Genomic DNA, 24657 nt, shown 5'->3' with positions numbered 1-24657 from the left:
GAGCGATGCCTTGGCATCGGTCGAGGATTGCGACGCTGCCGGTGGCCGACAGACGGCCCACCCGAAGGGCCGGGCGCTTTTGCCCCCCAGGCAGCGTCGACAATCCTCACCGAACCGCGGGGGTCCGGTTGCGGTTTTCTCCTTGCTGGAAACCAAAATCGCGCCGGCGCAATAGGCCAATATCGGCGCAGGTTGGTATAAGGACAATTTGCCTCTGCTTCGAATGCCGGCGCGGGCTTCCCCGCGCCGGCATTTCTTTTTAGAAGGACGTGAACCGAAGACCATGTCCCGACGTATAAGGGCCCATGAGGATCGATATGATGACGCCACTCGCCGAGACCGCTCCAGCCAACCACCCGCCCGTCAAGTCCGGAAAGGTCGGCGTGCTTCTCGTCAATCTCGGCACGCCCGATGGTACCGACTACACCTCGATGCGGCGCTATCTCAGGGAGTTCCTGAGCGACCGCCGCGTCATCGAATGGTCGCGGCTGTTCTGGTACCCGATCCTCTACGGCATCGTCCTCAACACCCGCCCCGGCAAGGTCGGCAAAGCCTATGAGATGATCTGGAACAAGGATCTGAACGAGAGCTATCTGCGCACCTACACCCGCAACCAGGCGACCTTGATGGCGGCAACCTTCGCCGACCAGCCGCATATCGTGGTGGATTGGGGCATGCGCTACGGCCAGCCTTCGATCGCCTCGCGGATGGAGGCGCTGCAGAAGGCCGGATGCGAGCGCATCCTGGTGTTCCCGCTCTACCCGCAATACGCCGCGGCAACGACTGCCACAGTCAACGACAAGGCGTTCGAAGCTCTGCTCAAGATGCGCTGGCAGCCGGCCTTGCGCACAGTGCCGCCCTATCACGACGATCCTGTCTACATCGACGCACTGGCCACCTCGATCACGAAGCATCTGGCAACGCTCGACTGGGAGCCGGAAGTGGTGCTCACCTCCTTCCACGGCATCCCGAAGAGCTACTTCGAAAAAGGCGATCCCTATTATTGCCAATGCCAGAAGACAGCGCGCCTGCTGCGCGAAAAGCTCGGCTGGTCCAAGGACAAGCTGCAGGTGACCTTCCAATCCCGCTTCGGTCCGGAAGAATGGCTGCAGCCCTATACGGACAAGACGGTGGAGAAGCTGGCGCAGGACGGCGTCAAGCGCATCGCGGTGATCAACCCCGGTTTCGTTTCCGACTGTCTGGAGACGCTCGAGGAGATCGCTGAGCAGGCGGCCGAAAGCTTCCATCACAATGGCGGCGAGAAGTTCGCGCACATCCCCTGCCTCAACGACAGCGCCGAGGGCATGACCGTTCTCGAACACGTCGTGCGCCGGGAGCTAAGCGGCTGGCTTTGAAGCCGAAATCTGTGGCAGCCGGTTGAATTCGACTGACCAACCCCCACGTCTGGGTTAAAGTGTCACTCTCAAACAGGGGTTGTGATCATGGGGGACTTGTCGTTGGGCGGACTGGATATCGCGGTCATAGCATTTGTGGTTCTTGTCGTTCTGGTGCTTTTCGCCGGGATCAAGACGGTGCCGCAGGGCTATCGCTATACGGTGGAGCGTTTCGGTCGCTACACCAAGACGATGGAACCGGGTCTCAACATCATCATTCCGTTCATCGATCGCATCGGCGCCAGGATGAACGTGATGGAACAGGTGCTCGACGTTCCGACCCAGGAAGTCATCACCAAGGACAACGCCAGCGTGTCGGCCGATGCGGTCGCCTTCTATCAAGTGCTGAACGCAGCCCAGGCTGCCTACCAGGTGTCGGATCTCCAGAACGCCATTCTCAACCTGACGATGACCAACATCCGCTCGGTGATGGGCTCCATGGATCTCGACGAGCTCTTGTCGAACCGCGACACGATCAACGAAGCGCTCTTGCGCGTGGTCGACGAGGCTGCCAACCCCTGGGGCATCAAGATCACCCGCGTGGAACTCAAGGACATTGCGCCGCCCAAGGACCTCGTCGACGCCATGGCGCGACAGATGAAGGCTGAGCGCGAGAAGCGCGCCCAGGTGCTGGAAGCCGAAGGGTCGAGAAACGCCCAGATTCTGCGCGCCGAAGGCGCCAAGCAGTCGGCGATCCTGCAGGCCGAAGGCCAGCGCGAGGCCGCCTTCCGCGACGCAGAAGCGCGCGAACGGCTGGCCGAGGCCGAGGCCAAGGCAACGCAGATGGTGTCGGCCGCGATTGCTGCCGGCGATGTCCAGGCGATCAACTACTTCGTCGCCCAGAAGTACACCGAGGCGCTTGCCGCGATCGGCACCGCCAACAACCAGAAGATCGTCCTGATGCCGATGGAGGCGTCCGCGCTGATCGGCTCGCTCGGCGGCATCGGCGCAATTGCCAGGGAAGTGTTCGGCGACAACCAGGCGCCTGCACCCCGGCAGCGCCAATCGACAACACCCCGTACCGGCACGGCGCCCGGTCCGTTCGAACCTCAAGGGAAGTAGGCGATGGTCCAGCGCATCATCCTTGAACTCGGCCCCTGGAGCTGGTGGGTTCTCGGTCTTGCATTGCTGGCCGCCGAAGTCGTGGCCCCCGGCGTTTTCCTGGTCTGGATCGCCATCGCCGCGCTCATCACCGGCGCGCTGTCGCTCCTGTTGTGGGACACGGTCGTGTGGGGCTGGCAGGTTCAGTTCGTCGTCTTCGCATTGCTGTCGATCGTTTCCGTCCTAATCGGGCGTCACTTTATCGCGTCGTCTTCCAAGGAGACTGACGAACCCCTGCTCAACCAGCGAGCCCAGAGCCTCGTGGGCCGTACGGCCGTGCTTGAAAAACCGATTGCCGAGGGCCACGGCCGCGTGCGTCTGGACGACACCGTCTGGATCGTCGAAGGTCCCGATCTGCCCGCGGGCACGCGCGTGCGCATCGTCGCCGGCCACGGGCGCAACCTGACGGTCGAGAGCGCCTAGTGCGCGTGGCGATCTTCCCGTCGTTAACGCCATTTTTCCGTTTGGAAACGATTGGTTAACCACGCGGCTTTACGATTGCGAAAGGATTGCAATCAGGCTCGCGGACAAACGGCAGATGGTGCCAGACGACTTACGCTCGACCGGAAGAGACGCGCGGCGTTTTGCGCTGATGGCGTTGTTGCTGGCCGGCACCGCGCTTGCCGCTCCGCTTTCGGCGCACGCCCAAACCGTCGCCAATTCCGCCGTATCGACGCCCCCAGGCGTTGTTACGCCCGGTACCGCTGCCGCGACGCCGGCGATAGCCGATCCTCAGACGACAGGAGCCGTCAGCACTGATGACCTGTCACCGGCGTCCGATGAAGACCTCGTCCGCCTCAACCGGCGCGAACCAACGATCGACGGATTGCGGACACGAATAGATCCGGAAGACGAAAGGGCGGCCGGTATCCGCATCGGCACATTCACCTTGCGGCCGGAAATCGGTGAAACGCTCAACCACGAATGGCGCAAGGACGGCGACACCAAGCAGAACCGCGGTTACCTGGAAACCGGTATCCGCGGCACGTTGACGTCGGATTGGTCCCGCCACGAACTGACGGTCACCGGCGCCGGCGTCATACAGAACAATATCTCCGGCGAAGGTGAGGAGGAACCGCGCGCCGATATCGACGCGGAACTGCGCCTCGATCTCTGGGACGAAACGGTGGCGCGTCTGCGCGCGGGCTACAGCTTCGAGCGCGAAGACGCCGACGATCCGAACGCCATCTCCAACGCCAAGACCCAATCGGGCGTCAACACCTATCGCCTGGGTGCTGCGATCGAGCGCGATTTCGGCCTCATCCGCGGCTCTGTCGGCCTCGATTTCGAACGGCGGACCTATGGCGACGTCGAGTTGGAAAACGGCACGACGCTTTCCGTCGAAGACCGCAACCGCAACAGCGGCACACTGACGGCCCGCGTCGGCTACGAGATGTCACCGGCGCTGATCCCGTTCATCGAGGCCGCGGTCGGCAGGTCCATCTACGATCTTCGCCAGGACACGCTCGGTTTCGAGCGATCCTACCAGAGCTACGCGACGCGAGGCGGCCTGGAAGTCGACCTCGGCGAGAAGCTCTACGGCGAGATCGCTCTCGGCTACGAAACCTATCGCTTCGAAGACGACCGGCTCAGTGATGTCAGCGGCCTGTCGGTCGACGGCCGCCTCAACTGGTCGCCGCAGCGCGGCACGGACGTCCTCTTCGGGCTGTCGACCGGTCTCGACCCATCGACCACGGCGGGCGATTCCGGTTCGATCGATTACACCCTGATCAACATCATCACCCACGAAATGCGCTCGGATCTGGTCGCGCGGCTGTCCAACACCTTGACCATCCGCAAGTATCCCTCGGATAGCCGCTCCTCTGACGAGACGACCTGGCGCACCGGGGCGGGTCTCACCTGGGATATGAACCGCTATCTCGCATTGACCGGCGACGTCAGCTACGAGCGCACCACGCGCGACGTCGGCGATCCCACCGACATCACCCGCGTCGGCGTCGGCCTCGTCCTCAGGCGCTAAGCCTGAAGACCACCTCTGCATCCGCCGCTGCAGGCAAAGAAAAAGGCCGCACCCATGGGATGCGGCCTTCGTGTTTCGACGGAACCGAAATTACTTCAAGCTGCTGAGCAGCGCCTTCAGCGGGCCTTCGACGGTCGGGCGGATATCGGCGCGTTCCAGCGCGAAGGCAACGTTGGCGAGGATGAAGCCATCCTTGGCGCCGCAGTCATAGGTCTCGCCGCGGAAATGGTAGGCGGCGAACTGCTGGCTCTCGGACAGCTTCAGCATGCCGTCGGTCAACTGGATCTCGTTGCCGGCGCCGCGTTCCTGCTTTTCCAGGATCGGGAAGATTTCCGGCTGCAGGATGTAGCGGCCATTGATGAAGAAGTTCGACGGCGCCGTTCCCGGCGCGGGCTTTTCGACCATCTTGGTGATCTTGAAGCCGTCACCGACCTTCTCGCCGACACCGACGATCCCATACTTGTGGGCCTGGTCCGGCGCGCATTCCTCAACGGCGATGACATTGCCACCGCTCTGTTCGTAGAGCTCGACCATGCCCTTCAGGCAGCCCTTTTCGCCCTTCATGATCATGTCGGGCAGCAAAAGCGCGAAAGGCTCGTTGCCGACCAACTCGCGGGCGCACCAGACCGCATGGCCAAGGCCAAGCGGCGCCTGCTGGCGGGTGAAGCTTGTGGTGCCGGCCTTCGGCAGGATGTTGTCGAGAAGCTCGATCTCGATCTTCTTGTTGCGCTCGCGCAGCGTCTGGTCGAGTTCGACCTGGATGTCGAAATAGTCCTCGATGACGGCCTTGCTGCGGCCGGTGACGAAGATCAGGTGCTCGATACCGGCTTCCATCGCTTCGTCGACCACATATTGAATGACCGGCTTGTCCACCACCGTCAGCATTTCCTTCGGCACAGCCTTGGTGGCCGGCAGGAAACGCGTGCCCAGACCAGCGACCGGGAACACGGCTTTGCGGACTTTACGCTTGTCGGTCATCGGTACCTCCTTCAATCGGATTTCAATCCTGAGTGTTGCTGTAGAAACCCTTAAAGCAAATCAATTTAAGGAATCGTCAGCGCTTTGCAGTGCGGCGGCAATCTCTACGTAACGATGTGAACGCACGCTGAACCGGGACGAAAAAAATGCTCATATGCACTCTATCCGCATTTTCTTCGGCGCAAGACGCAATGGCCTTTTCATGGTAAAGGGTTTGTTGACCACGTTTCTGTAGATTCGTCCTGATCCGGCGCTGCATCGACTGCGGCCGGATCCGAAAACAGGAACCGCCGGCGGTCGACGAACCGTTGCGCTGGCTCCAGACTGCCACCATGCGGAGATGTCCCGGCTATGACGGCTGAGGCTCCGCAGAGAAACGGAACCGACAGCTGATGATCAGAAACCGCAGGACGTTTTTCCGTCATATCGCCGCCGCCTTCGTCCTATCCGCCGTCGCGCTTGGCACCTCCCCCGCGCGCGCCGATGCCGGATTCCAGAACTGGATCAACAACTTCTATGCCACGGCTGCAAAGAGCGGCATCACCCAGGCGACCTATCGCAAGGCTTTTGCCGGCGTGAAGACGCCGGATGCGGCCGTGATCGAAAAGGCCAATTACCAGCCAGAGTTCAAGCACAAGATCTGGGAATACATCGATTCCCGCGTCAACCCCTACACCAAGCGCATCGGCCAGGAGATGGCCGCCAAGCATGCCCGCACGCTGAATTCAATCGAAAAGCACTTCGGCGTCGACAAGAACATCCTGCTGGCGATCTGGTCGATGGAATCGAACTACGGCGCCGTGCTCGAAAAGGACGACCGTCTGCACTACGTGCCGCGGGCGCTCGCGACCCTTGCCTATGCCGATCCCAAGCGCGCGAAGTTCGCCAAGACACAGCTGATTGCCGCGCTCAAGATCCTGCAGAGCGGCGACATCACCCCGCGCGAGCTGACCGGCTCCTGGGCCGGCGCCATGGGGCACACGCAGTTCATCCCGACGAGCTATCTGCTCTACGCAATCGACGCTGATGGCAACGGCCATCGTGATATCTGGAACTCGGTGCCCGACGCGCTGGCAACGGCCGCCAACCTCCTGAAGAAGAACGGCTGGCAACCGGGCGAAACCTGGGGCTACGAAGTCGCGCCGCCGGCCAACGCCGCGAAATACTCGGGGCAGACGAAGACGCTTGCCCAATGGGCAGCGCTCGGTTTCTTGCGCCCGAACGGCAAGGGCTTCCGCAATGGCAATTCGCGCGCCGAACTGAAGCTGCCGAGCGGCGGCGACGGTCCGGGCTTCCTGATGACCAAGAACTTCTTCGTCATCAAGCGCTACAACGCGTCGGACAGCTACGCGCTCGGCGTCGGCCTTCTCGCCGACCAGATCGCCGGGTACGCCGGCATGCAGCAGCGTTGGCCGCGCCCGGACGGTTCGCTCGACATCAGTGAAAAGTTCGAGTTGCAGAACCGCTTGAAGGAACTTGGCTATTACAGCGGCGAGGTCGATGGCAATTTCGGATCCGGCTCCAAGGCCGCAATCCAGCAATTCCAATCGAAGAACGGCCTGGCGCCGGATGGTCAGCCGACACAGCATCTGCTGCGCGCCCTGCGCAACTGACGCGCCTACCCGAAATGCGACGGCGGCCTTGTTGTCGCCGTCCGTTCGATGGATGATCAGACATGCAAGCGAAAACCAAGGCCCGGATGGCAGGTGGCGGAATGCCCTTGAAGGTCGCGACGATGTTCATCGCCGCGGCCGCAATGCTGTTTGTCGGCTTTGCCGCCAGTTTTGCCGAAGCCCAGGAACGGGTGCAGCGGCGCAACCTCTTCCAGATGCTTTTTGGCGGCTTCACGCGCGAACGGCGTGTCATCGACGAGCGCTACGAGTTTCCGCAGCAGCCGCGCCCCAGGCGCGCGCGCCAGAACCAGAGCCAGGGCCAACCACGGCAGAAGGTCCCGGGGCAGCAGAAGGCAAAGCCCGTGATTGCCGATGCGGCTCCCGTGCCGCAGCCGGTTGAAAAGGCGCCGGACGCCAAGAAGGTTCTTGTTGTCGGCGACTTCATGGCCGGCAGCCTCGGAGACGGCCTGAAAACCGCATTCGAAATGACGCCCGGTATCACCATCGAAACGCGCGCGAACGGTTCGTCCGGCTTGGTACGCGAGGACTATTTCAACTGGCCAGTGACGCTGCCGACCTATATGGGCGAGATCAAACCCGCCGTCATCATCGTCAGCCTGGGCGCCAACGATCGCCAGCAGATGCAGATCGGTAGCACCAAGGAAAAATACCGCACCGATCTTTGGACGCAGGAATACCGCAAGCGCGTCCACGCGCTCGCCGAGCTTGCGCGCAAGGAAAAGCTACCGGTCCTATGGGTCGGCATGCCGCCGTTCCAGTCGGCCGCGATGACGGCCGACATGGTGACGTTCAACGGCATCTACCGTGAAGAAGTCGAAAAGGTCGGCGGCCAGTTCGTCGATATCTGGGACGGCTTCGTCGATGAGGCCGGCAAGTTCGTGCTGACCGGCTCCGACATCAACGGCCAGCAGGTTCGCCTGCGCGGCGCGGACGGCATCAACCTGACAAAAGCAGGCAAACGCAAGCTCGCGTTCTACCTGGAAAAGGACATTCGCCGCCTGCTCGGAGATGCCGCCGCGACTGACAAGGACGTACCGGGCGCCGACGGACTGAAGGATCTCGTCGTTACCGCACCGCTTGCCAACGAGGACATCGTCAAGACGCAACCAATCGGCCTGACCGATCCGGATCTTGATGGCGCAGCAAGCCTGCTCGGCGATGCCGCCCCCAACAAGGGCACCGGCCGGAGCCCGCGCGACCGCCTCGTCGACAAGGGCGATGTGGCTGCAGCGCCTGCCGGCCGCGTCGATGATTTCCGCCTCGCCAAGCCAGGAACAGTCATCAGCAATCCGGTAATCCGGAATTAGCTCTTTCGCGCACGGCTGCAAGCGATAGCAGCCGCGCATCAAATGGAACAGGGACCGCCTCGTCGCGACGATCCCCACATTGCAAAACACGACCCTGAAAGCAAAAGGGCTCCGCCGTGATCCGGCGGAGCCCTTTCCTGCTTGGGAGTGTTGTCTTCAGCGCGGCAGGATCGTCGATCCCATCAGCGCCTCATCGATCGCCCGAGCGGCCTGACGGCCCTCGCGAATCGCCCAGACGACGAGCGACTGGCCGCGGCGGACGTCGCCGGCCGTCCAGAACTTGTCGACCGAGGTCTTGTAGTCGCGGTCGTTGGCAACGACGTTGGTCGAGCCGCGACGGTCGGTGTTGAGCGTCAGCTTGTCGCCGAGATCCTTCAGCACGCTGTCGGTGAACGGACCGCTGAAGCCGATAGCGATGAAGGCGAGATCGGCCTTGATAATGAACTCCGTGCCGGCAATCGGCTTGCGGCGGTCATCAACCTGGCAGCACTTGACGCCGATAAGGTTGCCGTCTTCGTCGCCGACGAACTCCAGCGTCGCGACCTGGAATTCGCGGATAGCGCCTTCGGCCTGGCTGGACGAGGTGCGCATCTTGGTGGCCCAGAACGGCCAGACGGCAAGCTTGTCTTCTTTCTCTGGCGGCTGCGGACGGATATCGAGCTGGGTGACCTTGACGGCACCCTGGCGGAAGGCGGTGCCGACGCAGTCGGACGCGGTATCACCACCGCCGACGACAACGATGTGCTTGCCGCCGGCCAGGATGGGTGCTGACGGCCAGCCGGTGCTGTCGATGTTCTCGCGGCCGACGCGACGGTTCTGCTGCACGAGATAGGGCATGGCGTCATGCACGCCGGCAAATTCGACACCGGGAATGCCGGCATTGCGCGGCGTTTCGGAGCCGCCGCAATAGAGCACCGCATCATGGCCGTCGATCAGTTGCTCGACAGCAACGTCGACGCCGATGTTGACGCCGCAATGGAAGGTGACACCCTCGCCCTTCATCTGTTCGACGCGGCGATCGATGAAGTTCTTCTCCATCTTGAAGTCGGGAATGCCATAGCGCAGCAGGCCGCCCGCCTTGCTCTCGCGCTCGTAGACGTGCACCTCGTGGCCGGCGCGCGCCATCTGCTGGGCAGCCGCCATGCCGGCAGGGCCCGACCCGATGACCGCGACCTTCTTGCCGGTCTTGGTGACGGCCGGCTGCGGCACGATGTAGCCCATCTCATAGGCCTTGTCGGCGATCGCCTGCTCGACGGTCTTGATCGCGACCGGGGCATCCTCGAGGTTCAGCGTGCACGCTTCCTCGCAGGGCGCCGGGCAGACGCGGCCGGTGAACTCCGGGAAGTTGTTGGTCGAATGCAGGTTGCGGATCGCCTCTTCCCAGTTGCCGTTATAGACCAGATCGTTCCAGTCGGGGATCTGGTTGTGGACCGGACACCCGGTCGGCCCATGGCAGTAGGGAATGCCGCAGTCCATGCAGCGTGCCGCCTGCTTCTGCACTTCCGGTTCCGACATCGGAATGGTGAATTCGCGGAAATGGCGGATGCGGTCGGACGCCGGCTGGTACTTTGCCACTTGCCGGTCGATCTCGAGAAAACCAGTTACCTTACCCATCGTTTCATCCTGATAGCTATGCGTCTGAACAGGCGCTTTTGAAAAGCGCGCGTGATGAACCCCCGAACCCTTTTCGGAACCGGGAGCCCTTTTCACCGGGGCCTCTATTCGGCCGCCTCTGCCATTTTCATGCGTTCCATGTCTTCGAGCGCACGGCGATATTCGACCGGCATGACCTTGCGGAATTTCGGCCGGTAGTCTGCCCAATGATCGAGGATCGCCTTTGCCCGGGGCGAACCCGTATGGTGCAGGTGATTGGAGATCAGCTGGTAGAGCCGCTCCTCGTCGTGGCGCGTCATGTCACCGGAGACGTCGACCATGCCCTTGTGCATGATGTCGCCGCCGTGGTGATGCAGCTTCTCGAGCATGTCGTCCTCTTCCGGAACCGGCTGCAACTCGACCATGGCCATGTTGCAACGGCGGGCGAAATCGCCTTCCTCGTCCAGCACATAGGCAACGCCGCCGGACATGCCGGCCGCGAAGTTGCGGCCCGTCGTGCCGAGAACGACAACGACACCGCCGGTCATGTATTCGCAGCCGTGGTCACCCACGCCTTCGACAACGGCGACGGCGCCGGAGTTGCGCACGGCGAAGCGTTCGCCGGCAACGCCGTTGAAGTAGCATTCGCCGGAGATCGCGCCGTAAAGCACGGTGTTGCCGACGATGATGGAGTCTTCAGGCACGATCTTCGTGTTTTCAGGCGGCCGGACGATGATGCGCCCGCCGGAGAGCCCCTTGCCGACATAGTCGTTGCCGTCACCCACCAGGTCGAAGGTGATGCCGCGCGCGAGGAATGCGGCGAACGACTGACCCGCGGTACCCTTGAGGGTGACGTGGATCGTATCGTCCTTCAGACCCTTGTGGCCCCAGCGCTTGGCAAGCGCACCCGAAAGCATCGCGCCGGCCGACCGGTCGACGTTCTTGATCTTGGCTTCGAAAGCGACGGGCGCCTTGGTTTCCAGCGCGACCTTGGCCTTCTCGATCAACGTGCGGTCGAGCACGTCGTCGATCGGGTGCTTCTGGCGGCTGGTCCAGTAGGTCTCCTCCTTCGGAGCCTCGACCTTGTGGAAGATCTTGGAGAAATCGAGACCGTTGGCCTTCCAGTGGGCGAGCGCGCCGTCCTTTTCCAAGAGCTCCGAGGCGCCGATGATTTCATCGAGCTTGCGCACGCCGAGCAAGGCGAGGATCTCGCGCACTTCCTCGGCGACGAAGAAGAAGTAGTTGATGACGTGCTCGGCCGTGCCCTTGAAGCGCTTGCGCAGCACCGGATCCTGGGTCGCGACGCCGACAGGACAGGTGTTAAGGTGGCACTTGCGCATCATGATGCAGCCGGCGGCAATCAGCGGCGCAGTGGCAAAGCCGAACTCGTCGGCACCGAGAAGCGCGCCGATGATGACGTCGCGGCCGGTCTTCAGGCCACCATCGACCTGAAGGGCGACGCGCGAGCGAAGACCGTTCAGCACCAGCGTCTGCTGGGTTTCGGCAAGGCCGATTTCCCAGGGGCTGCCGGCGTGCTTCAAGGAGGTCAGCGGCGATGCGCCGGTGCCGCCGTCGAAGCCGGAGACGGTGATGTGGTCGGCGCGCGCCTTGGCAACACCGGCCGCAACCGTGCCGACACCCACTTCCGAGACCAGTTTGACCGAAACATCGGCTTCCGGGTTGACGTTCTTCAGGTCGTAGATCAGCTGCGCCAGATCTTCGATCGAGTAGATGTCGTGGTGCGGCGGCGGCGAGATCAGGCCGACGCCCGGCGTCGAATGCCGGGTCTTGGCGACGGTCGCGTCCACCTTGTGGCCGGGCAGCTGGCCGCCCTCACCGGGCTTGGCGCCCTGCGCCACCTTGATCTGCAGCATGTCGGCATTGACAAGATATTCGGTCGTCACGCCGAAGCGGCCGGACGCGATCTGCTTGATCGCCGAACGCTCCGGGTTCATCGAACCGTCGGGCAGCGGCAGGTAGCGGTCGCTTTCCTCGCCGCCTTCGCCGGTGTTCGACTTGCCGCCGATCCGGTTCATGGCGATGGCCAGCGTCGTATGCGCCTCACGGCTGATCGAGCCGAAGGACATGGCCCCGGTCGAGAAGCGCTTGACGATGTCAGTCGCCGATTCCACCTCGTCGACGGAGATCGGCTTGCGGCCGGCAGCCTCCGCGCTCTTGACGGTGAACAGGCCACGGATCGTGTTCATCCTGAGCGCCGAGGTGTTCACCATTTCGGCGAATTCGCGGTAACGGTCCTGAGCATTGCCGCGCACGGCATGCTGCAGCGAGGCGATCGCATCCGGCGTCCAGGCATGGCTTTCGCCGCGCATACGGTAGGCATATTCGCCGCCGATATCCAGCGTGTTGGCCAGCACCGGATCGGCACCGAAGGCCGCCTTGTGACGGGCGACCGTTTCGGCCGCGATCTCCTCGAGGCCGATGCCCTCGATCGTCGTTGCCGTGCCGAAGAAGAACTGGTCGACAAGCTTTGACGACAGGCCGACCGCGTCGAAGATCTGTGCGCCGCAATAGGACTGGTAGGTCGAGATGCCCATCTTGGACATGACCTTGAGGATGCCCTTACCGACCGCCTTGATGTAGCGGTAGACGACTTCGCTGCCGTCGACTTCCTTGGGGAAGTCGCCGCGCTTGTGCATTTCGGTCAGCGTATCGAAGGCGAGATAGGGGTTGATCGCTTCGGCGCCGTAGCCAGCGAGCAGGCAGAAGTGATGCACTTCGCGCGGTTCGCCGGATTCGAGCACGATGCCGACCGAGGTGCGAAGGCCCTTGCGGATCAGGTGATGGTGCACGGCCGCGGTCGCCAGTAGCGCGGGGATGGCCACGCGGTCCGGGCCGACCTGGCGGTCGGACAGCACGATGATGTTGTAGCCACCCTTGACCGCCGCTTCCGCCCGTTCGCACAGGCGATCGAGCATTTCCGGCATGCCCTCGGCACCGCGCGAGATGTCATAGGTGAAGTCGAGCGTCTTGGTGTCGAACCGGTCCTCGGTGTGACCGATCGAACGGATCTTTTCCAGATCGCCGTTGGTCAGGATCGGCTGGCGCACTTCCAGCCGCTTGGCATGCGCCATGCCGGCATGGTCGAGCAGGTTCGGACGCGGACCGATGAACGAGACCAGGCTCATCACCAGCTCTTCGCGGATCGGATCGATCGGCGGGTTGGTGACCTGCGCAAAGTTCTGCTTGAAGTAGGTATAGAGCAGCTTGCGCTTGTCCGACATTGCCGAGATCGGCGTGTCGGTGCCCATCGAGCCGACGGCTTCCTGACCGGTGGTGGCCATCGGCGACATCAGGATCTTGGTGTCTTCGAGCGTGTAGCCGAAGGCCTGCTGGCGGTCGATGAGGGAAACGTCGCGGCGCAGAGCACGCGGCTCCACCGGCTTCAGCTCCTCGAGGATCAGCTGGGTGTCTTCAAGCCACTTGCTATAAGGGTGCTTGGTTGCGAGCGAAGACTTCACCTCCTCGTCGGAGATAATGCGGCCCTGCTCCATGTCGATGAGCAGCATCTTGCCCGGCTGCAGGCGCCACTTCTTGACGATCTTGCTTTCGTCGACCGGAAGCACGCCGGCTTCAGACGCGAGGATGACGCGATCGTCCGAGGTGACGATGTAGCGGGCCGGACGCAGGCCGTTGCGGTCGAGCGTCGCGCCGATCTGACGACCGTCGGTAAAGGCGACCGCCGCCGGTCCGTCCCACGGCTCCATCAGCGCTGCATGGTATTCGTAGAATGCCTTGCGCTCGGGCGACATCAGCTGGTTGCCGGCCCAGGCTTCGGGGATCAGCATCATCACCGCATGCGAGAGCGAGTAGCCGCCCTGCACCAGGAATTCGAGCGCGTTATCGAAACAGGCGGTATCCGACTGTCCCTCGTAGGAGATCGGCCAGAGCTTGGAGATGTCGTCGCCGAAGAGCGGCGAGGAGACGGAAGCCTGGCGGGCCGCCATCCAGTTGACGTTGCCGCGCAGCGTGTTGATTTCGCCATTATGGGCGACCATGCGGTAGGGGTGCGCGAGCTTCCACGACGGGAAGGTGTTGGTCGAGAAGCGCTGGTGGACCAGGGCGACGGCCGACTGGAAGCGTTCGTCCTCCAAATCCTTGTAGTAGGCGCCGACCTGATAGGCCAGGAACATGCCCTTATAGACGACGGTCTGGGTCGACAGCGACACGACGTAGAAGCCGAGATCGCCGCCTTCGGCCTCCGCATAGATCCGGTTGGAGATCACCTTGCGCAGCGTGAACAGGCGGCGCTCGAATTCGGCATTAGTGGCGGCATCGCGGCCGGCGCCGATGAACACCTGGACATGGTGCGGCTCGGTGGCGGCAATATCCGGGGCCTTGGAAAGCGACGAATTGTCGACCGGCACGTCGCGGAAGCCGAGCACGTGCTGGCCTTCCTCGGCGACGACTTCGTTGATCACGTCCTTGAAGTGGGCGATCAGCTTCTCGTCGCGTGGCATGAAGAGGTAGCCGACACCGTATTCGCCGGCCTTCGGTAGGGTCACGCCCTGCTTGGCCATTTCCTCGCGAAAGAAGCGGTCGGGGATCTGCACGAGGATGCCGGCGCCGTCGCCCATCAGCGGGTCTGCACCGACGGCACCGCGGTGCGTCAGGTTTTCGAGCATGAACAGGCCGTCGCGCACGATCTGGTGCGACTTTTCACCCTTCAGATGCGCGACGAAACCGACGCCGCAGGCATCATGTTCGTTGCGCGGATCATAGAGACCCTGTTTTCGCGGCAGGCCGGACGGGAATACGGGCGTTTTTTCAGCCGTCGCAACAGTGTGTGCGAGGTTGAGCCCAGATTGCTGTGATGGCGTGTGATCCGTCATCGTCTTCCCTCCTGTTGAACCCGGCACGTCCCGGGCATCCCTGCGCCCGCGCATGGCTCTCCGTCGCATGCATCCGCATGCCGCAAAGCCGGGGCATTCATCGTCTCATGATCCTGATCAGGTCGCAAATAATGCACGGCATCATCAGGCATTGATGTCAGTGACCATCCTGATGGCAGGCGATAACAACCGGATGAAATCCGGCGGATTCGCCTGCGCCACACGCCGAGTGCCGATTTTTTGGGCACTTGCGGCGATTGTTCCGGCCCCTAGACCGAAATAGGACAGTCTTGCTGTCCTATTTCATGCGCTCTATGCCAGAAACCGCCCCCCTCCGCAAGAGGCATATGAGCATTTATTAGAAGAGATTTTACCGAACATTGCCGGAAGTTTCCCAGTTTTATAATTTAATTACGACAAACCGGCATTTTCTTCATTTTGGTTTCAAAGTGGTATTCTGTTGGCCTCTCCGGCGGCAACCGCGATTGATCCGGCTAGGAAGTGGGTTATGGTCGCCCGAACACGCCGATAAGACCATGAAACAGGACGACATGTGATGATTTTTTCCTCTGATAACTGGGCTGGCGCTCACCCGACCATCGCCCAGAGCCTCGTGACCCATGCCGACGGCTACGCGTCCGCCTACGGCACCAGTGAGCTCGACCGGAAGGTCGAAAAGAAGCTGTCTGAGGTTTTCGAGCGCGATGTCGCCGTCTTTTTCGTCGGCACCGGAACGGCCGCCAATTCGCTGGCGCTCGCCAGCAGCAGCCGCGCCGGCGGCGTCGCGTTCTGCCACCGTGAGGCCCATGTGACCGCCGACGAATGCGGTGCGCCGGAATTCTTCACCCATGGCTCGCGACTGAAAGCCGTGGACGGCAAACACGGCAAGATGGACGCGGCGCGCCTTGAAGCGGAAATCCGCCGCTACCCGCTCGACAATGTCCACGGCGGCCAGCCTATGGCGGTCACGCTGACACAGGCGACCGAAAGCGGCACGGTCTATTCCCTCGATGAAATCGAAGCGATCGCCGCCGTCGCCAGGGCGCACAAGCTGCCGCTGCACATGGACGGCGCCCGCTTTGCCAATGCGCTTGTCAGCCTTGAGGCAACCCCGGCCGAAATGACCTGGAAGCGCGGCGTCGATCTCGTGTCCTTCGGCGGCACGAAGAACGGCTGCTGGTGCGCCGAGGCGCTTGTTCTCTTCGATCTTTCCAAGGCGCACGAGATGCATTTCCTGCGCAAGCGCTCGGCGCAACTGTTCTCAAAATCGCGTTTCGTCTCCGCCCAGTTCGATGCCTATCTGCAGGGCGACCTCTGGCTTGACCTCGCCCGCCATTCCAACGCCATGGCCCGGCGCCTTGCCGACGGCATCGCTGCGTCGCGCACGAGCCGGCTCGGCTGGCCGGTCGACGCCAACGAGGTCTTCGTCATCCTGAAAAACGACGTGGCGGCGAAATTGCGCGAACAGGGAGCCGTCTTCTATGACTGGCCGGTTCCGCACGATCTCGCCGGAAGCCTCGCGGCCGACGAGGGCCTCTACCGCCTGGTGACCAGCTTTGCCACCAAGACCGACGACATCGACCGCTTCGTCGCGGCCTGCTGAAGCGGATCGGTCTGTAGGGCCGGGCCTCAGGCCTGCCCTTGAAGCGTCCGCACCTTCGACAGGATCTCGGTCGAGAGCGCCGCCAGCAGCTTCTGGTCGGCGCCCTTGCTCGGGACCAGCACGAACTCGACGTCTTCAAGCTGCGGCAAGATGCCCGCCGGCAATTCCCTCAGGCCCTGGGGCGCCATGCTGCGCGGCTGCACAAGCACGCCCATGCCAGCCTGCGCCGCAGCCGTCAGCCCGCTGAGGCTGCCGCAGGTGCAAACGATCCGCCACGGCAGCCGATGCCGCTCGAGCACTTCGAGCGCCACGCTGCGGGTGATGCTCGGCGGCGGGAAAGCAATCAGCGGCAAGACGCGGTCGCGCTTGATCCGCTCGGGATCGCGCGCCAGCCAGACCAGCGGTTCGCGATAGACCAGTTCGCCGCGTGGATCGCCCAGCCGGCGCTTCGCCAGGACCAGATCGATCTCGCCGCCGTCCTGCATCTGGTAGAGCACGCCACTCAGCGCCACCGTCAATTCCAGCTCCACCGAAGGATGCGCGCGCACGAAATCCTCAAGCACGCCCGGTAGCCGGCTGGTGACGAAATCCTCCGACACGCCCAACCTCAGCCGGCCGCGAAGACTGCTTTCGGCAAACAACGCCTTGACCTCGTCGTCGATCGCCAGCATCGAACGCGCATGGGCAAGGAGAGCCTGGCCATCCGTGGTCAGTGACACTCGATGCGTGTCACGCGCAACCAGCTTGCGCCCGACGGCAGCCTCAAGCCGTTGAATATGCTGGCTGACCGTCGATTGCCCGAGCGCCAGTCTTTCGGCCGTAAGGGTAAAGCTTCCCATCTGTTCGAGCGCCACGAAGCTACGCAATTGCACAAGGTCGAGCATCCATTATCCATTTTTGCGATAACTGTTATTCCTTGCATCCTGCTTCATAATGACATTTCTCGGCAAGGTGTTTTCTCAATCGAGCCAGTGACAGCCATGCGCCGCTATCTTCCCGACACGTTCACCCTGCTTCTGCTTCTCACCGTGCTTCTGGCATCGCTGCTTCCGATCCAGGGCGATGCGGTCGCCTGGTTTGCCATGGCGACCAAAGTCGCGGTGGGGCTGGTGTTCTTCCTGCATGGCGCGCGGTTGTCGCGCGACGTCGTCATCGCCGGCTTTCTGCATTGGCGGCTGCATCTGGCGATCCTGGCCTCGACTTTCGTTCTGTTTCCGTTGATCGGCCTTGCCGTCGGCTTCGTGCCGTCGTCGGTCCTGCCGCCGGCGCTTTACACCGGCATCCTGTTCCTCTGCGTGCTGCCCTCGACGGTGCAGTCGTCGATCGCCTTCACCTCCGTTGCAGGCGGCAATGTCCCGGCGGCGATCTGCTCTGCGTCGGCCTCCAACATTTTCGGCATGTTCCTGACGCCGCTTCTGGTCGGCCTCTTGTTTTCGGCCGGCGGCCATGGTGGCGTGTCGCTGGATGCGCTGGAGCAAATCCTCTTGCAGCTGCTGGCGCCGTTCATTGTCGGTCAATTGTTGCAGCCGTGGATCGGCGGCTGGATCCGGGCGCGCAAGGGCCTGCTTGCGCCGGTCGATCGCGGCTCGATCCTCATGGTCGTCTATCTCGCCTTCAGCCAGGCGGTCACATCGGGACTGTGGCAGACCTTTTCGCTTGCCGACCTCGGGGTGCTGGTCGCAATCGAGGTCGTCATGCTGGCGCTGGTGCTTGCCGTCACCATGTTCGGCAGCCGCCTCCTCGGTTTTGACCGTGCCGACGAGATCGCCATCACCTTCTGCGGCTCGAAGAAGAGCCTTGCGAGCGGCATCCCGATGGCAAGCGCCATCTTCGCCGGCCAGAACATCGGCGCGATCGTGCTGCCGCTCATGCTCTTCCACCAGATCCAGTTGATGGCCTGCGCCGTGATCGCCCAGCGTTACGCCGCCCGCAAGGAGCCGGACGCACTCGCCGAACCCGTGCGGACATAATGTCCGAACCCGTCCGGACATAACAAAAAAGGCGGCGCCCTTTCGAGCGCCGCCTCTTCAAGCTTGGGAGGTAGGGATTAGAGGCTCTGCGCCTCGATCTGCTTCGGCTGCGAGGCAACCGACGTAATGTCGATCCGGCGCGGCTTGGCTGCTTCCGGGATCTCGCGGGTGAGGTCGATGTGCAGTAGGCCGTTCTTCAGCGAAGCGGACTTGATCTCTACATGGTCGGCAAGCTGGAAGCGGCGCTCGAAGGCGCGCTTGGCAATGCCGCGATGCAGGAACTGGTTTTCTTCGGCCTTTTCCTCGCTCTTTTCACCCTTGATCGTCAGCGTATGTTCGCGTGCTTCGATCGACAGTTCGGTTTCGTCGAAGCCGGCAACCGCCATGGTGATGCGGTAGGCGTTTTCGCCGGTACGCTCGATGTTGTAGGGCGGATAGGTCTGGGCCTGGTCAGGCTGGCCGAGGCTGTCGAGCATCGTGAAGAGGCGATCGAAACCAACGGTGGAGCGATAGAGGGGGGAAAAATCAACGTGACGCATGGTGTCCTCCTGGGAGCAACTGTTTGCGATATCTGGTCTGCCACCCCATCCAGGCAGCGGCGCGACCGGTGAACGGACCCGTTATCGGCGTCCGTGAGCAAAAGATGGGAATGCAATTTCGCCAGTTCAAGGCATGCCTGCTCAAGATTCTTGGCCCTGTGAATGGCGCATGAATAGACGGTTCGGCCTCGGTTCAGATCGTGAAGGCTAGAACAGCCACACTGGGAGGAAATCTCCTGGGGCTGAAGTGACATGTCCCTTCTCCTTCAGCGGCCGGAAACGGTGATCGTCCGGATTTCACCCACCGTTTCCGGCTTTTTTCTTTGACGGCGCCAGGCCCGCCGCCTATCCCTGATGATACCGATCAACGCATCTTCACCTTGGTTTCGTCCGCAATGACCACGATCCTCCGCTCCACACCGGATAATCCGATACCGGATAATCACGTGGCGGGCTTCTTCGACGGAGCCGGCGGCCGCAAGATCCGTTATGCTATCTTCAAGACAAAAACGCCGGTGGCGCGCGGCACCGTCGTCTTGCTGCAGGGCCGCAACGAATCGATCGAGAAATACTTCGAGACGATCGCCGATCTTAACGCTGCCGGCCTCTGGGTCGCCACCTTCGATTGGCGCGGCCAGGCGGGCTCCGAACGGCTGCTGCCCGAGGCTGGGCGCGGCCATGTCGAACGCTTTTCGTATTACGAGCGCGACCTGACCACCTTCCTCGAGCAGATCGTGCTTCCGGACACCCGACTTCCATTTTCGATCGTCGCGCATTCCATGGGCGCGCTCGTCGCATTGTCCCTCGCCCCGATGCTTTCGAGCCGCATCGACCGCCTGGTGGTGCTCGCCCCCTTTGTCGGTCTCGGTGGCCAGGTGATTGGCGAACGCAGCATTGCGAGCATGGCAACGGTGATGCGCTGGCTCGGCCTCGGGCGTCTGCCGCTGCACGCCGACAAGGGCAATCGCCCCTTTGAAAACAATGTGCTGACGGCAGATCGCCGCCGCTTTGCGCGCAATCTTGCTCTGACTGATGCCTATCCGGAATTGCGACTTGGGCCGCCATCGGCCCAGTGGCTGACCGAAGCGTTTCGCGCCGTGCGGCGTGTCACGCGCCGCGAGCATCTGACCCGCATCACCCTTCCGACGATTATCCTGGCGCCGACAGCCGATCGGCTGGTGCCGCATATCGCCGTCGAGTGGCTGGCACGCAACTTCCGCGCCGCCCACATGATCCCGATCGACGGCGCTCGCCACGAACTGCTGCACGAAGCGGACCGCTATCGCGCCCAGGCCATGGCGGCCATTCTTGCCTTTGTCATTCCCGATGAGCACGACGAGGACGAAGGCGAAGCGGCCTGAGAAGGGTCCCTCCGACCCGCGCTGGTGTCAGCCCTTGAGAATTTCCAGCGCCTGCGCATGCAGCGCGGCGCTGCCGGCAGCGATTACTTCGCCGCCCATTTCCGCCGGTCCACCCTGCCAGTTGGTGACGATGCCACCGGCCTGCTCGATCAGCGGGATCAGGCCGCCGACGTCATAGGGTTTTAGCCCGCACTCGATCACCAGATCGACATGGCCCGCCGCCAGCAGCGCAAAGGCGTAGCAGTCGCAGCCATAGCGGAACAGCCGCACCTTGTCCTGCAGAGCCTCGAAGCGGGTCTTGTTGTCGCCGGTGTAGAGATGCGGCGAGGTCGTAAACAGCACCGCGTCGGAAAGCGTGTCGCAGACGCGGGTCGACAGCATCTTGTCGCCGTCGGGGCCGCGATAGTGCGCCTTGGTGCCGTCGGCAAAGAAGCGCTCGCCGGTGAACGGCTGGTCCATCAGGCCCATCACCGCGTCGCCATTGCGATAAAGACCGATCAGCGTCCCCCAGACAGGAAGGCCGGAGATGAAAGCGCGCGTGCCGTCGATCGGGTCGATCACCCAAACATATTCGCGATCGAGGCCGACATTGCCATGCTCTTCGCCGAGGATGCCGTGATCGGGGAAATTCTCTTCGATAAGGGCCCGGATTGCCGCTTCCGCCGACTGGTCCGCTTCCGTCACCGGGTCGAAACCGCCCTCGAGCTTGTTGACGACGCTCGTACCGATGCGAAAACGCGGCAAGGTTTCCGCCTTGGCGGCATCGGCGAGACGGTCAAAAAAGGAGCGGTCGGGCAGCATGGCACTCTCTTTGGGGAAGGAAGCAGGAAGGTCCGATCTGCATAGCGGAAATTTGCAGAAAGGCAAAGACGAGGCGGCCCGCTGCCGGCGATCGGTGACGGCGCGCCGCGCCAACGGTTTCAGTGCATTCGAAACGGCGAAACCCCTTTGATGCACTGCAAAAGTTTTCAGTCGTTCAACTTGACATTTGTGCAGTGCAATATTAGGGTTTTTAGGCAGTCACTCGTGACTGTAAATACCCTCCTTGGGTGTTTCCTCCCTAGACTTAACCGCGCCACCGGCGCGGTTCTTTTTGAGATCTAGCCGGAGAGGGCTGTTACTCCGCAGCAAGCGGCAGATATGCACCGTAATCCTCGACATGCCGTGCCAGCGACGCGATGAAGCTGGTGAGATCGGCAACCAGAGCGCCGAAACCGGGCTTCCTGACGAGCGTCGTCTCATCGACATAGAGCCCACGATTGATCTCGATCTGCAGCGCGTGCAGGCCACGGCTCGGTCGGCCGTAGTGTTCGGTGATGAAGCCGCCGGCATAGGGCTTGTTGCGTGCAACGGTATAGCCGAACTCCTGCAAGAGATCGACGGCGATCCGCGACAGCTCCGCCGCCGCACTGGTGCCGTAGCGGTCGCCGATGATGAAATCCGGCCGCTGGGCGCTGCCGGGCAGATGCACATTGCCCGGCATCGAGTGACAATCAATCAGCACCGACAGGCCGAACTGCACATGCGTGCGCGCAATCAGCTTACGCAAGGTGGCATGGTACGGCTTGTAGATCGTCTCGATCCGCGTCAGCGCCTCCTCGATGGGAAAACGGCCGCGATAGATTTCCATGTTCTCGGCAACCAGCCGCGGCACGGTGCCAAGGCCGCCCGCCACCCGCATCGAGCTGATATTGGCGTGCGGGGGCACCGGGCCGTCGAACATGCGCGGGTCGAGTTCGTAAGGCTCACGATTGACGTCGAGGAAGGCGCGCGGGAAATGCGCCAAAAGCATCGGCGCGCCGAGGAACGTCGCATTCTGGAACAGCTCGTCGACATAGTGATCTTCGGACCGGCGGATTGCCAGCGCATCAAGGCGCGACTGATCGAGAAAGGCCTGTGGATAAGATCGACCGCTATGCGGCGAGTTGAATACGAAGGGAATCCGCTGGCTTGCAGGTTCCAGAACCTCAAACAGCTCCCTCTCCGTCATCTCCCCCATCGGAACCCTTTTTACCATGTGCGGTTCTTGCTGTTATCATCATGTTGCCAGTTGGCCGGCTCTGTGTCCATAGTGCGCCCACTCCGGTTTCTCGGGAGTTGACGCGCCGCGTTCACGAGATATTTACCCCGTTGCGGCTTGGATAGAACGCCGCAATCCATCCGCAATGAATAAACAGAAGCAACGGCCGAGTTCATGACTGTGAAAATCCTTCTTGCCGAAGACGACAACGATATGCGCCGCTTCCTGGTGAAGGCGCTCGAAAAGGCTGGCTACAAGGTCATGTCCTATGACAACGGCGCCAGCGCCTACGATCGCCTTCGCGAAGAGCCCTTCTCGCTTCTCCTGACCGACATCGTCATGCCGGAGATGGACGGCATCGAGCTTGCCCGCCGGGCGACCGAACTCGATCCGGACCTCAAGGTGATGTTCATCACCGGCTTTGCAGCGGTGGCGCTGAACCCGGATTCGAAAGCCCCGAAGGATGCCAAGGTCCTGTCGAAGCCTTTCCACCTCCGCGACCTCGTTGACGAGGTCAACAAGATGCTGGCCGCCTGAGGCCAGACATTTTTCCACAACCGCCGCTGCCGTTCGCGATGTTCGAAACGGACTGGCGCGGATTTCAGATCGACCGCCGAGATCCACAGGGATCTTCGGCGGTCTTTTTATTTCAGTGACTTACGCGCAAAGCCCGGAAATCCGGGACTTCCAGCGGGCGGCCAAAGGCTGCGTGTAGCGGCCGAAAACGCCATGCAAAATTTCTGTCAAAAAACCTGCAAAAACCCTATTGACGCGACAGCGGGTTCTATGGTCTATGCGCCTCATCGGATGGGCGTGTAGCTCAGCGGGAGAGCACTACGTTGACATCGTAGGGGTCACAGGTTCAATCCCTGTCACGCCCACCATCCTTACTCAGGCGAACGTCCCCATCGCCAGAACCCTTCAACAGACAAAATGTGAAACGCCGTAAAGGCGATTAATCGTCGCCCGCAACGAGCCTCCTGCCCTTATCCCGTCGCCATGCGGCAACTGAGCCCGTCGAAAAATCGAAAGCACACGGCAAGTACAGAAGCCGGCTCGCTGTAAGGGCGCCGTTGTGCGCGGCACCGAGCGAGAACCTCGCTGGTGGGCGACAACGCCTCACTCTCGCCAGCAATGTTCAAGGCGGCTCATGGATCGGTCAGCGTTGCCGCCCTGTTTTGCATACGCGATCTGAAAGCATCCGTCCGACAGGAAGCGAGCGCATCAAGGCGAAAAAGACGATCACGCTCGACGCGAGCCACGCGTCACTGGCCTCGCACGCCCCGATCCCGTCGCACTGATCGAGGAGGCGGTTGCCTCCTTCGGCTGACGCCGGTCCCGACGCGACCGGCAGCCCCGGAAGACGTTCGGCCTCCGAGACCATGTTGTTTTAAAGGCGTGAACGGCAGAGGGGCGAAACGGCCGCCGTCAATGGGCGACGTTGGAGGCGGCCGACATCAGCTCCTCGCGGCGCGGCATGCCGAACATGTTGTGCCCGTCGGCCGTGGCCTCGGTAAAGCTCCAGCGCACGATTCCATCCCGGTCGAGCAGGAACTCGCCGACGAGTTGGCCCTCGCCGGCGGCGATCATACGTTCGTCGTCCTGCATGATTTCATAGCCGTCCGCCTTATCGAGAAAGGCCGAGGCTGCCCAAGGATCCATCGCGGTCGGCAACGCGCCGGGCATATCGATCAACATCGCCATGGCGGTTTTCTTGGCGAGCTTGTGGGGCCATTCGTCCTCATCCTCGGTGAACTGAAGATTGGGCAAGCCGAACGCGCGATGCGAAACCCGCTCCGGATCGGAAGCCGCCAGCAGATTCGGCAGTGGATGGTAGCGGAAATAGAGCCGTGCCCGGTCGATCGGCGTGTTGACGACTGTCAGGCTCTCGATGCCTTTTTCGCGCAACGCCCCGTCGAGTTGCGCCATCGCAGCGATCTGCCGCCGGCAGAAGGGGCAATGCAGACCACGGAACAGGCCGACCAGGACCGGCTTGCGTCCGCGAAAATCGTCGATGGAAATCTGGCCGTCCTGGGTGATGGCGTCAAGGACCACGTTCGGCGCCCGATCGCCCGGCTGTAGCGGTCCATTGTGGTGTTCAATCATGATCTCTTCTCCTCGTACCGATCGTGGGTTGCGGAGATGCGGGGCGGACGTGCCGAACGATGGGACGAACGCGACCGTCGCGTCTGACGCAGAACCGAATTGGCGACACAGATTTGTATTTCGGACACCCATTGGCGCCCGATCGTTCAATCCGGATCGTCTTACGTACCTTCGAGGGACCTGCCCTGCAGCGCCCTAAAGCGCATCGCGATCGTTCAGA

General features: G+C 62.2%; 18 protein-coding genes and 1 tRNA gene. 11 read left to right on the top strand and 8 right to left on the bottom strand.

The genetic code is table 11. The annotated features are described in order from the left end of the window. The first annotated feature begins 320 nt into the window (after positions 1 to 320). The 4 genes from hemH to BLJAPNOD_RS06060 all read left to right on the top strand — a co-directional run bounded on the left by hemH (position 321) and on the right by BLJAPNOD_RS06060 (position 4476). On the top strand, positions 321 to 1355 hold the full coding sequence (gene hemH, locus BLJAPNOD_RS06075) for a ferrochelatase (protein ID WP_115421155.1): 1035 nt from the start codon (positions 321 to 323) through the stop codon (positions 1353 to 1355). A gap of 102 nt (positions 1356 to 1457) precedes the next feature. Continuing rightward, complete coding sequence (locus BLJAPNOD_RS06070; protein WP_115419239.1) at positions 1458 to 2456, top strand: SPFH domain-containing protein; 999 nt, start codon at positions 1458 to 1460, stop codon at positions 2454 to 2456. Between the two features lie 3 nt (positions 2457 to 2459). Continuing rightward, positions 2460 to 2918, top strand: a complete 459-nt coding sequence (locus BLJAPNOD_RS06065; RefSeq protein WP_077500608.1) for an NfeD family protein — start codon at positions 2460 to 2462, stop codon at positions 2916 to 2918. A 115-nt stretch (positions 2919 to 3033) separates the two neighbouring features. Then, a complete protein-coding gene (locus tag BLJAPNOD_RS06060; RefSeq protein ID WP_199565902.1) occupies positions 3034 to 4476 on the top strand; it encodes an outer membrane beta-barrel protein in 1443 nt (480 codons plus the stop codon). A 90-nt stretch (positions 4477 to 4566) separates the two neighbouring features. Here the strand turns inward: BLJAPNOD_RS06060 and galU are convergent, their stop codons facing one another. After that, positions 4567 to 5454, bottom strand: a complete 888-nt coding sequence (gene galU / locus BLJAPNOD_RS06055; protein ID WP_077500604.1) for a UTP--glucose-1-phosphate uridylyltransferase GalU — start codon at positions 5452 to 5454, stop codon at positions 4567 to 4569. 392 nt (positions 5455 to 5846) lie between these two features. On the opposite strand from galU, the gene BLJAPNOD_RS06050 reads away from it, so the two are divergent. Both BLJAPNOD_RS06050 and BLJAPNOD_RS06045 read left to right on the top strand, forming a co-directional pair. Further along, positions 5847 to 7067 carry a lytic murein transglycosylase gene (locus BLJAPNOD_RS06050; protein ID WP_077500602.1) on the top strand — a complete coding sequence of 407 codons (1221 nt, stop codon included), beginning with the start codon at positions 5847 to 5849 and terminating at the stop codon, positions 7065 to 7067. 62 nt (positions 7068 to 7129) lie between these two features. Continuing rightward, positions 7130 to 8395: a DUF459 domain-containing protein gene (locus tag BLJAPNOD_RS06045; RefSeq protein WP_244610882.1), complete on the top strand. Its 1266-nt coding sequence runs from the start codon at positions 7130 to 7132 to the stop codon at positions 8393 to 8395. 156 nt (positions 8396 to 8551) lie between these two features. Here BLJAPNOD_RS06045 and BLJAPNOD_RS06040 read toward each other — a convergent pair whose 3' ends face one another. Together BLJAPNOD_RS06040 and gltB are read right to left on the bottom strand one after the other, a co-directional pair. Continuing rightward, a complete protein-coding gene (locus BLJAPNOD_RS06040; RefSeq protein ID WP_077500733.1) occupies positions 8552 to 10009 on the bottom strand; it encodes a glutamate synthase subunit beta in 1458 nt (485 codons plus the stop codon). 104 nt (positions 10010 to 10113) lie between these two features. Beyond that, a complete protein-coding gene (gltB, locus tag BLJAPNOD_RS06035) occupies positions 10114 to 14838 on the bottom strand; it encodes a glutamate synthase large subunit (protein WP_115419237.1) in 4725 nt (1574 codons plus the stop codon). Between the two features lie 556 nt (positions 14839 to 15394). Here gltB and BLJAPNOD_RS06030 point away from each other — a divergent pair. Further along, positions 15395 to 16441, top strand: coding sequence for a low specificity L-threonine aldolase (locus tag BLJAPNOD_RS06030; RefSeq protein WP_115419236.1), 1047 nt, complete (start codon positions 15395 to 15397; stop codon positions 16439 to 16441). Positions 16442 to 16467: 26 nt separating this feature from the next. On the opposite strand, the gene BLJAPNOD_RS06025 is transcribed toward BLJAPNOD_RS06030, so the two are convergent. Then, positions 16468 to 17325, bottom strand: a complete 858-nt coding sequence (locus BLJAPNOD_RS06025) for a LysR substrate-binding domain-containing protein (protein WP_115419235.1) — start codon at positions 17323 to 17325, stop codon at positions 16468 to 16470. Between the two features lie 96 nt (positions 17326 to 17421). Between BLJAPNOD_RS06025 and BLJAPNOD_RS06020 the strand changes: the two genes are divergently transcribed. Continuing rightward, entirely contained in the window at positions 17422 to 18411 is a 990-nt protein-coding gene (locus BLJAPNOD_RS06020; protein ID WP_077500594.1) for a bile acid:sodium symporter family protein, read from the top strand. A 77-nt stretch (positions 18412 to 18488) separates the two neighbouring features. Here the strand turns inward: BLJAPNOD_RS06020 and BLJAPNOD_RS06015 are convergent, their stop codons facing one another. After that, on the bottom strand, positions 18489 to 18950 hold the full coding sequence (locus tag BLJAPNOD_RS06015; protein ID WP_077500592.1) for an Hsp20 family protein: 462 nt from the start codon (positions 18948 to 18950) through the stop codon (positions 18489 to 18491). A 395-nt stretch (positions 18951 to 19345) separates the two neighbouring features. Between BLJAPNOD_RS06015 and BLJAPNOD_RS06010 the strand changes: the two genes are divergently transcribed. After that, positions 19346 to 20311 carry an alpha/beta hydrolase gene (locus BLJAPNOD_RS06010; RefSeq protein ID WP_115419234.1) on the top strand — a complete coding sequence of 322 codons (966 nt, stop codon included), beginning with the start codon at positions 19346 to 19348 and terminating at the stop codon, positions 20309 to 20311. Positions 20312 to 20338: 27 nt separating this feature from the next. On the opposite strand, the gene hisN is transcribed toward BLJAPNOD_RS06010, so the two are convergent. Then, a complete protein-coding gene (gene hisN, locus BLJAPNOD_RS06005) occupies positions 20339 to 21112 on the bottom strand; it encodes a histidinol-phosphatase (protein WP_077500588.1) in 774 nt (257 codons plus the stop codon). Between the two features lie 316 nt (positions 21113 to 21428). Continuing rightward, a complete protein-coding gene (locus BLJAPNOD_RS06000) occupies positions 21429 to 22310 on the bottom strand; it encodes an N-formylglutamate amidohydrolase (protein ID WP_115419233.1) in 882 nt (293 codons plus the stop codon). Positions 22311 to 22505: 195 nt separating this feature from the next. Here BLJAPNOD_RS06000 and cpdR1 point away from each other — a divergent pair, with 195 nt between their 5' ends. Both cpdR1 and BLJAPNOD_RS05990 read left to right on the top strand, forming a co-directional pair. Continuing rightward, a complete protein-coding gene (cpdR1, locus tag BLJAPNOD_RS05995) occupies positions 22506 to 22868 on the top strand; it encodes a response regulator CpdR1 (RefSeq protein WP_025424823.1) in 363 nt (120 codons plus the stop codon). A gap of 272 nt (positions 22869 to 23140) precedes the next feature. Beyond that, positions 23141 to 23215, top strand: a tRNA-Val gene (locus BLJAPNOD_RS05990). A gap of 544 nt (positions 23216 to 23759) precedes the next feature. Here the strand turns inward: BLJAPNOD_RS05990 and BLJAPNOD_RS05985 are convergent. Continuing rightward, a complete protein-coding gene (locus tag BLJAPNOD_RS05985; protein WP_115419232.1) occupies positions 23760 to 24437 on the bottom strand; it encodes a peroxiredoxin-like family protein in 678 nt (225 codons plus the stop codon). Positions 24438 to 24657 lie beyond the last annotated feature (220 nt).

Origin of the sequence: Ensifer sp. M14 (assembly GCF_003355565.1) — a bacterium.
Classification (GTDB): Bacteria; Pseudomonadota; Alphaproteobacteria; order Rhizobiales; family Rhizobiaceae; genus Ensifer.
The sequence above is the reverse complement of the archived record's forward strand: the minus strand, read 5'-3'. Positions and strand labels throughout refer to the sequence as shown.

Bases quoted from the DNA above. Each gene is read 5' to 3' on its own strand.
- BLJAPNOD_RS06060 (WP_199565902.1), top strand. From the start codon at position 3,034: ATGGTGCCAGACGACTTACGCTCGACCGGAAGAGACGCGCGGCGTTTT.
- cpdR1 (WP_025424823.1), top strand. From the start codon at position 22,506: ATGACTGTGAAAATCCTTCTTGCCGAAGACGACAACGATATGCGCCGC.
- BLJAPNOD_RS06015 (WP_077500592.1), bottom strand. From the start codon at position 18,950: ATGCGTCACGTTGATTTTTCCCCCCTCTATCGCTCCACCGTTGGTTTC.
- BLJAPNOD_RS06010 (WP_115419234.1), top strand. From the start codon at position 19,346: ATGACCACGATCCTCCGCTCCACACCGGATAATCCGATACCGGATAAT.
- BLJAPNOD_RS06040 (WP_077500733.1), bottom strand. From the start codon at position 10,009: ATGGGTAAGGTAACTGGTTTTCTCGAGATCGACCGGCAAGTGGCAAAG.
- BLJAPNOD_RS06050 (WP_077500602.1), top strand. From the start codon at position 5,847: ATGATCAGAAACCGCAGGACGTTTTTCCGTCATATCGCCGCCGCCTTC.
- BLJAPNOD_RS06065 (WP_077500608.1), top strand. From the start codon at position 2,460: ATGGTCCAGCGCATCATCCTTGAACTCGGCCCCTGGAGCTGGTGGGTT.
- hisN (WP_077500588.1), bottom strand. From the start codon at position 21,112: ATGCTGCCCGACCGCTCCTTTTTTGACCGTCTCGCCGATGCCGCCAAG.
- BLJAPNOD_RS06045 (WP_244610882.1), top strand. From the start codon at position 7,130: ATGCAAGCGAAAACCAAGGCCCGGATGGCAGGTGGCGGAATGCCCTTG.
- BLJAPNOD_RS06030 (WP_115419236.1), top strand. From the start codon at position 15,395: ATGATTTTTTCCTCTGATAACTGGGCTGGCGCTCACCCGACCATCGCC.
- hemH (WP_115421155.1), top strand. From the start codon at position 321: ATGACGCCACTCGCCGAGACCGCTCCAGCCAACCACCCGCCCGTCAAG.
- gltB (WP_115419237.1), bottom strand. From the start codon at position 14,838: ATGACGGATCACACGCCATCACAGCAATCTGGGCTCAACCTCGCACAC.
- BLJAPNOD_RS06020 (WP_077500594.1), top strand. From the start codon at position 17,422: ATGCGCCGCTATCTTCCCGACACGTTCACCCTGCTTCTGCTTCTCACC.
- BLJAPNOD_RS06000 (WP_115419233.1), bottom strand. From the start codon at position 22,310: ATGGGGGAGATGACGGAGAGGGAGCTGTTTGAGGTTCTGGAACCTGCA.
- BLJAPNOD_RS06025 (WP_115419235.1), bottom strand. From the start codon at position 17,325: ATGCTCGACCTTGTGCAATTGCGTAGCTTCGTGGCGCTCGAACAGATG.
- galU (WP_077500604.1), bottom strand. From the start codon at position 5,454: ATGACCGACAAGCGTAAAGTCCGCAAAGCCGTGTTCCCGGTCGCTGGT.
- BLJAPNOD_RS05985 (WP_115419232.1), bottom strand. From the start codon at position 24,437: ATGATTGAACACCACAATGGACCGCTACAGCCGGGCGATCGGGCGCCG.